The 6,845-nt window shown below is 57.1% G+C and carries 6 protein-coding genes; all 6 read right to left on the bottom strand.

The annotated features are described in order from the left end of the window. Positions 1–175: 175 nt before the first annotated feature. Positions 176–2,191, bottom strand: a complete 2,016-nt coding sequence (locus ACZCED_RS24400; protein WP_464862045.1) for a CRTAC1 family protein — start codon at positions 2,189–2,191, stop codon at positions 176–178. A 14-nt stretch (positions 2,192–2,205) separates the two neighbouring features. Further along, positions 2,206–3,489 carry an NAD(P)H-dependent oxidoreductase gene (locus ACZCED_RS24405; RefSeq protein WP_464862046.1) on the bottom strand — a complete coding sequence of 428 codons (1,284 nt, stop codon included), beginning with the start codon at positions 3,487–3,489 and terminating at the stop codon, positions 2,206–2,208. A 101-nt stretch (positions 3,490–3,590) separates the two neighbouring features. Continuing rightward, positions 3,591–4,175, bottom strand: a complete 585-nt coding sequence (rfbC, locus tag ACZCED_RS24410; RefSeq protein ID WP_464862047.1) for a dTDP-4-dehydrorhamnose 3,5-epimerase — start codon at positions 4,173–4,175, stop codon at positions 3,591–3,593. Continuing rightward, the gene (rfbG, locus tag ACZCED_RS24415; protein ID WP_464862048.1) at positions 4,172–5,302 is read right to left on the bottom strand and encodes a CDP-glucose 4,6-dehydratase; all 1,131 of its coding nucleotides are present in this window, start codon (positions 5,300–5,302) and stop codon (positions 4,172–4,174) included. Before rfbG ends, rfbC begins: the two co-directional genes overlap by 4 nt. After that, entirely contained in the window at positions 5,263–6,039 is a 777-nt protein-coding gene (rfbF, locus tag ACZCED_RS24420) for a glucose-1-phosphate cytidylyltransferase (RefSeq protein WP_464862049.1), read from the bottom strand. Before rfbF ends, rfbG begins: the two co-directional genes overlap by 40 nt. A gap of 481 nt (positions 6,040–6,520) precedes the next feature. Next, on the bottom strand, positions 6,521–6,845 hold a 325-nt coding region (locus tag ACZCED_RS24425), incomplete at its 5' end, for a LamG-like jellyroll fold domain-containing protein (RefSeq protein WP_464862050.1).

A 6,845-nucleotide genomic window follows, 5' to 3' on the forward strand; every position in this document is an offset into this window, starting at 1 on the left:
AAATGAATCTCCGCCTGAGCGTTGCCGGCGATCAGGACCAGAACGAGCGCCCACAAGTAGCAGCGGCCGGCAACGGGGGTTCGATTCGCTTGTCGCCTCATTTTTCCAACTCCTCATCTAAGCCGTTTAAGGTGCCGGCGTGACGCAAGGTCGATCCGGGAAAAGGGTCGCCGGGTTATTGCTTCCCGGAATTTTCAACCACCTTGAGTATTTGATCGGCGGCAACGTGCCTCAGTTCCTGAACCGTTCCGCTGGGCCATTGGATGGTCAGTGCGTCCACCTGGGTGTTGGCCCCCAGGCCAACGTGGAGCCGCTGGTGGTTCTGTGAAAAACTGTGGATCCCGTTGTCCTGAACCCGGATCTGCCTGACCCCTCCGGCTTCGACCGCCACGACGGCACCGATGCCGTCGCGGTTGGATGACGTTCCCTGAAGATCGATCTGGAGCCAATGATTGCCATTGCCCCGGTTGCGAAACAGTTGGTGCGGACCGATGGAGAATGGCGGGTTTCCCTTTCCGTTGGTGACAAAAAGATCCAGAAAGCCATCCCGGTCATAATCCGCCATGGCGACTTGATTACCCCGTCCCAGCGTGCTGCCGGCTGCCCCCCCCGCATTGGCGACCGCTGAAAAATGTCCCTTGCCGTCATTTTCATAGAGAATGTTGGGACCATTTTGAACCGGGTCACCGTATACCAGATAAAGATCGATATCCATGTCATTGTCAAAATCGCCGGCAACGACCGACCAGCAGGTGGTTGGATGCGAAAGGCCGTTGTCGGGGGAAGCCTTGAACCCATTCTCGCCATTGAGCAGCAGGATATCGGTTAGTTCACCCTTGGAAGGGTTGAATCCGCCGGTTTGGATCCGGTCAATCGGTTGGGTGGCCATGGCGGTAAAGTTGATGGATGGATGCGTAATGCGAATCTTCCACTCCTGCACGGCCGGATCGTAGTCGATCGAAACGCTTCTGCCCGTCAGGGGAACGCTTTGCTGGATCGCCGTGTCATCGGAAGAGAGGGTGAACGATCGGCCGTCAGCGGGAATGGGGTAAAGACGTCCGGCCCAGACCGGCGGCGGATTGCCCTGAGGGTCGCTGGGATCTCTCCAGGGCTGGTGCATGGTGAAGGTGACTTGCCCGCTGCTGCGGAAGCGGATCTCTTTGGGCTCGGCGGTGCTGCCGCCGCTGATGCTGCCGGCAATCTCAAGGGGACTGATCTGTGCCACATCCGTGGTCCAGAACGCCCTGGCCAGGAACATGTCCATTCGCCCGTTGCCGTCTACATCTGCGATGGCAACATCCTGAACACCGCGAATGGAAGGGAAACCGATTTCGTTGGTGATCTCTTTAAAGGGTATCGTCCGGGTCGAGTAGACTCGCATGGGACGCGTGTATGCGACCAACTCGACGAAGCCGTCTCCCGTCAGGTCGGCCAACTGGGCAAAGGCGTCAGCGGCGATGATCTCGCCCGTGCCCTTGCGGAGCCGGAAGTGGATCAGGTTGCTGAAGAGATCATTGATCTTTTCGCGCCGGCTTCGCCGCACCGGTTTGAAGCCCAATTGGCGATTGCCGGCCGCAAAGCCGTCGGGTGTTTGCAAAAAAATGGCCGAGGGTGACTTGCCGCCGGCGCGGTTCTGGTTCATGACCGCCAAATCAAGCTTGCCATCACCGTCCGCATCGAACCACAGCGGGGTGCGCCCCCGCCCCATGGGATAGTCCAGGCCCAACTCCCCGGCGGCATTCTTCAATCGGCCGCCCTCCTGGACAAACATGAAATTGGGGCTGAAGCCCCGGCCCGCGCCGCCGCCGCTGATCACCACCAGGTCCTGGTCCCCGTCGTTGTCGAAATCCGCCCAGGCGGGGCCATGAAAGTCAGCGACAAGCGCATCAGCCAGTACACTTTCGGCAACCTCGGCAAATGTTCCGTTTTTCAGATTGAGGTAAATGCTGGGAAAATGCCAATCGTGATTGGTGACCCAGAGGTCGGGCCAGCCGTCACTGTTCAGATCCCCCCATCCGGATCCGGCGGTTTGAATCAACCGGTCGATGCCGGCTGTTTGGGACACCTCTTCGAAACGAATTTCAGCCGCAGCCGGTGCCGCAAAGACTGGCAGGATGAAAAGACCCACTGCCAACCAGGCCCGGAGAGAATACAACAGCCCGCGGATCATTGCCGGTGGAATTGCCTTCATATATATTGTCTCGTTCATGGGAAAAAATGGTCGATCTGCCTGGCATGCAGACGGTCGCAAAGCCGGTCGCCGGGAAGCTCGACGTCATCATAGGTGATCGCCCGATCCTTGGAAATGGCGTGTTTCAACCGGCACCCCTGGGCCAGTCCCATGGGCAGCAACCCTTGGGAAATGGCAATATCGACATTTTCCAGCACCCCATAACAGGTAAACCCGCCAATTCCGTCGAAAACCTCGCCTGCCGCGAGGTCGCGCTTGGCGACGGCCACCACCTCACAGACCGGGCCGCCCATGGGCGTGATGGCCGCATCATGAAAGAGAACCGCGCGGGCGGCGGTCAGGGGTGCCTCCAGGTGGCAGAGGTGATAGGGGGTGTAAAACACGTAAAAGGGGCCATCGCCCATTTTATAATAATTCAGGTATTGCTGCTGAAGCGGGTTGTCCTGGTATCCGATGATAAAAACACCCGGCGCCGGTTCGGCGCCCAGGACGTAGTCCACCAGCCCCGTGTCGAGCATCTGTTTTTCCGGGAAAAGCGCTGGCGCCTCGTTCACATGGCCGCAGCGGGGGCCATACATGCCGCGCCGGCCGGCTTTGAAGCCGGTGGCGTTGGCCACAACCGCCATTTCCATGGAGATCTTGGTACCATCGGCAAATGAAGTCACCATGGCGGGCTTTTGATGATACTGGGCGGCGTATCCCTTCTGGGTTTCGGGGGTCCGATAGGGATCCTGCAGCCCCTTCATGTTGCCGGCCAGAACCGGACGGCATCCGATGGAACGCACAAACCGGAACAGGTTCATGATCACACCGGGCTGATCGCCGTCTGAATTGGTGATCACCACGCCGGCCTTGTCGGCGTCGACTTTCAGAATCGGTCCCAGGGTGGCATCCAGTTCGGCATTCATCAGCACCACGTGCTTGCCATGTGCGATGGCATCCATGACGACACGGGCGGCGAATTCGATGGTTCCGGTAACTTCGATGAGCACATCGATCTTCCGGCTTTGGCACAGCAGCGCGGCATCGTCGGTGATGCATGCCTGCCCGTTCATGATGTGTTCATCCAGTTCGTCGCGCGACGAAACCTTACGCACCGTTTCCACACCGGCTTGAAGGTAGGCCCGCTCGGCGTCTTGAATCGTCCGATTGTATATCGCCGCCAACTGCATGCCCGGCATCGCAGTAACGGTCTGCAGCGCTATGCCTCTTCCCATGTAGCCGGCACCCACCAGCCCCACGCGAACCGGATTGCCTTCACGCCGGCGTTGCTCCATCGCATGATCGATAATCAACATGGAATCACTCCCTCCTTAACCGGAAGTTGCAGTAATAACGCCTTAAATGCAGCTCAGCGAGCGGTTATTCTGCTTGGTTGGGAAACGGCATCGCGCCGCGATCAGGATCGGTCGGCGGAACTGCCTGAAAGCGGGCGGAGACGACTGTCATCCTCGGGATTAAAATCGGGCCATTGGCTATCCTTGGCGGAGATAATCCTTTTGTCGCAGTCCGGCCACTGGATGCCGAAAAGAGGATCGTCCCAGCGGACGCCGGCTTCCGACGCCGGGACATACGATTGCGACACCTGATAGAACACCTCGCTGTGGTCGGCCAGAGACTGATACCCGTGCGCAAACCCTTCCGGCACGTAAAACATCTTTCGATTCCGAGATGAAAGCTCGACGCCCGTCCAGCCCAGGTAGGTATCCGAATCCGGCCTCAGGTCGATAATGACATCAAAAACCGCCCCGGCAATGCAACGGACCAGCTTTGCCTCGGCGTAGGGTGCCTTTTGAAAATGCATGCCGCGCAGTGTTCCCCGGTATCTGTTGTAAGACAGGTTGCACTGCTCCATGGAGGCATTCAGGCCCTGTTCCTCAAACTCATTGCGGCAGAAGGTCCTGGCAAAGAACCCGCGATCATCGGTGATCGTCGTAAGTTCGATGACGAATGCACCGGCCAGGGAAGTGGGTTTGAAAATCATTCGGTGTAACCCCCAGCTTCGATCAGGCGATTGTATCTCTCGATTTGACGGCATGTTTCAGCACGCATGTCACCCTCCTGGTGGAAGGTGCGGTACCACGCGACAATCCATTCCAATGTCTGTGCCAGATCCATCAGGGGCTCCCACCTCAGGCCGGATTTGGCTTTGGAGCAGTCCAGCTTCAGGTAGTGCGCCTCGTGGGGATGGTCGTCCGGGTCAAGCTGCCAGGCGGCCGGGTCTCCCCAGGCAGCCACAAGGCGATCCACGATCCACTGCACGGGCCGAGCACTGCTGTCTTCGGGGCCGAAGTTCCAGGCATCGGCATAAGGTTGCCCTTCAGACCACAGCTTTTCGGCGAGCATCAGGTATCCCCGCAGCGGTTCCAGCACGAACTGCCATGGGCGGATGGCCTTGGGGTTGCGTATGACGACCGGTTGTCCGGCCATGAAGGATTTCATCATATCGGGTACCAGCCGGTCGGTCGCCCAGTAGCCGCCCCCGATGACATTGCCCGCACGGGCGCTGGCTACCGCCGTCACCGTTTTGGAAGCGTCCCGAGGCCCATGGAAAAAAGATCGACGGAATGCCGACGTGATCAGTTCGGCGCACCCTTTGCTGCTGCTGTAGGGATCATATCCGCCCATGGGATCGATTTCCCGGTATCCCCAATGCCACTCGCGGTTTTCATAACATTTGTCGCTGGTGATCACCACCGCCACCCGCACCCCATCCGACTGCCGGATGGCCTGCAGCACCTTTGCGGTCCCCATGATGTTGCAATCGTAGGTGTCTATCGGGTCCTCATAGGAGGTTCGAACAATCGCCTGGGCAGCGAGATGAAAGACGATTTCGGGCCGATGCTCCCGGAAAACCTGTTGGAGGTGGTCGAGATCCCGGATGTCGCCGATCACCGAATGCATCTTTTCGCCGACCCGGGCGACATTGAAAAGACTGGGTTCCGTAGGCGGTTCCAGAGAATACCCGACAACCTCGGCTTGCATCATCTGCAGCCACAGCGACAGCCAGGCGCCTTTGAAACCGGTGTGGCCGGTGATGAGCACCCGCCTGCCGGACCAGAATGCGGGATTCATCGCCAGACCTTCCAGGGAGGCTTGGGTTGCTGCCACAACGATTCCAGGTAATTCTTATCCCGCAGCGTATCCATGGGTTGCCAGAAACCCTTGTGCCGGTATGCTGCCAGGCGACCTTGCTGGGCAAATTGCTCCAGGGGTTCTTTTTCCCACACCGATTCGTCGCCCTTCACATAGTCGATGGCCGCCGGTTCAACCACAAAAAACCCGCCATTGATCCAGGCACCGTCGCCCTGCGGCTTTTCTTTGAAGGTGGTGATTTTCGTCTGATTCGTATCCAGGCTGAAAACCCCGAAGCGCCCCGGCGGTTGGACCGCCGTCAGCGTCACCAGGGCGTCCTGGCTTTTGTGAAAGTCGATCAGGGCGCGGATATCGACGTCTGAAACACCGTCACCGTAGGTCAGGCAAAACGTCTCGTCGCCGATGTGGGAGCGCACCCGGCGCAGCCGGCCGCCGGTCATCGTGCCTGCGCCGGTGTCCACCAGGGTGATGCGCCAGGGATCGGATCCGTTTCGGAGCAGTTCCATCTCACCGGAACCCAAATCAAAGGTCACGTCGCTGTTGTGCAGGGTGTAGTTGGCAAAGAACTCCTTGATGATATGCCCTTTGTACCCCAGACAGATGATAAAGTCATGAATGCCATGGTGTGAATAGATTTTCATGATATGCCACAGGATCGGCCGGCCCCCGATCTCCACCATCGGTTTAGGCCTGACGCCGGTTTCTTCGGAGATCCGTGTTCCAAACCCCCCCGCTAAAATGACCGCTTTCATGATCTACCTCTTAAGGGTTAAATGGTGTTCGATTCAAAGCTCCGCCGCCTCAGTTACATAGAAACGGCTGAGCCATTCAAAAGTCAATTTCCGGGCAACACAACCCATCGTAATTTTTAGTCTAATCGAGCATCAACCGGAAAAAATGGTTATATGCCTACTGATAGCCCATTATCAACGGTTTTTTCGGAGGACACGATTGTTTCTGTTGTATGCAAGGCCACTCGATTTGATATCGGCAATTCTTGAAAAAGTATAAGCCAGTATATGATTACGGCTTTCATTATCAATCAGGCAAAAGAGAAAGCAATAAACATGCAAACTGTAATAAAATTTTATTTTGTTGTAATTACGATGTATTCTGGAGTTTTTGAATGCGGATTGCCGTTAGAAAGGAAAAAAGCGATCCAAAATGAATAAGGGTGGGGTTTTAACCCCACCCTTGATTTTTAATCTTTTATGGTTTTTTTAATCTGTCACGTTAAAACATGCTGCTGATGAAGCAACCGCCACCACCGCCGCCGCCACCGGCTACCGGAGGCGTTACAGGGGGAGTCGTGGGTCCGGGTTTCAGCGATGTTACGCTTTGCCCCGCAAGCCCGGCGTCGTAGTGATCCTCGATCTCCGTCTGGGGCAGTGCCCGTCCGTAAATGGCCAGTTCGTCAACCAACCCGGCAAAGTGGAACTGGGTTAACAGGTTGAGGTATCCGATGTTCACGTTCTTATCAGCCGATCCAAACCCGGCTGTATAATTTATTTCCAACGTATCCTGCAGAACCCCGTCGACGTAGATCAGGTTAGTGCCG

Source organism: Desulfosarcina sp. (assembly GCF_055467485.1).

What these genes read in the sequence shown, in the direction of transcription:
- ACZCED_RS24400 (WP_464862045.1), bottom strand. Translation starts at nt 2,191, where the DNA reads ATGAAGGCAATTCCACCGGCAATGATCCGCGGGCTGTTGTATTCTCTC.
- ACZCED_RS24405 (WP_464862046.1), bottom strand. Translation starts at nt 3,489, where the DNA reads ATGTTGATTATCGATCATGCGATGGAGCAACGCCGGCGTGAAGGCAAT.
- rfbC (WP_464862047.1), bottom strand. Translation starts at nt 4,175, where the DNA reads ATGATTTTCAAACCCACTTCCCTGGCCGGTGCATTCGTCATCGAACTT.
- rfbF (WP_464862049.1), bottom strand. Translation starts at nt 6,039, where the DNA reads ATGAAAGCGGTCATTTTAGCGGGGGGGTTTGGAACACGGATCTCCGAA.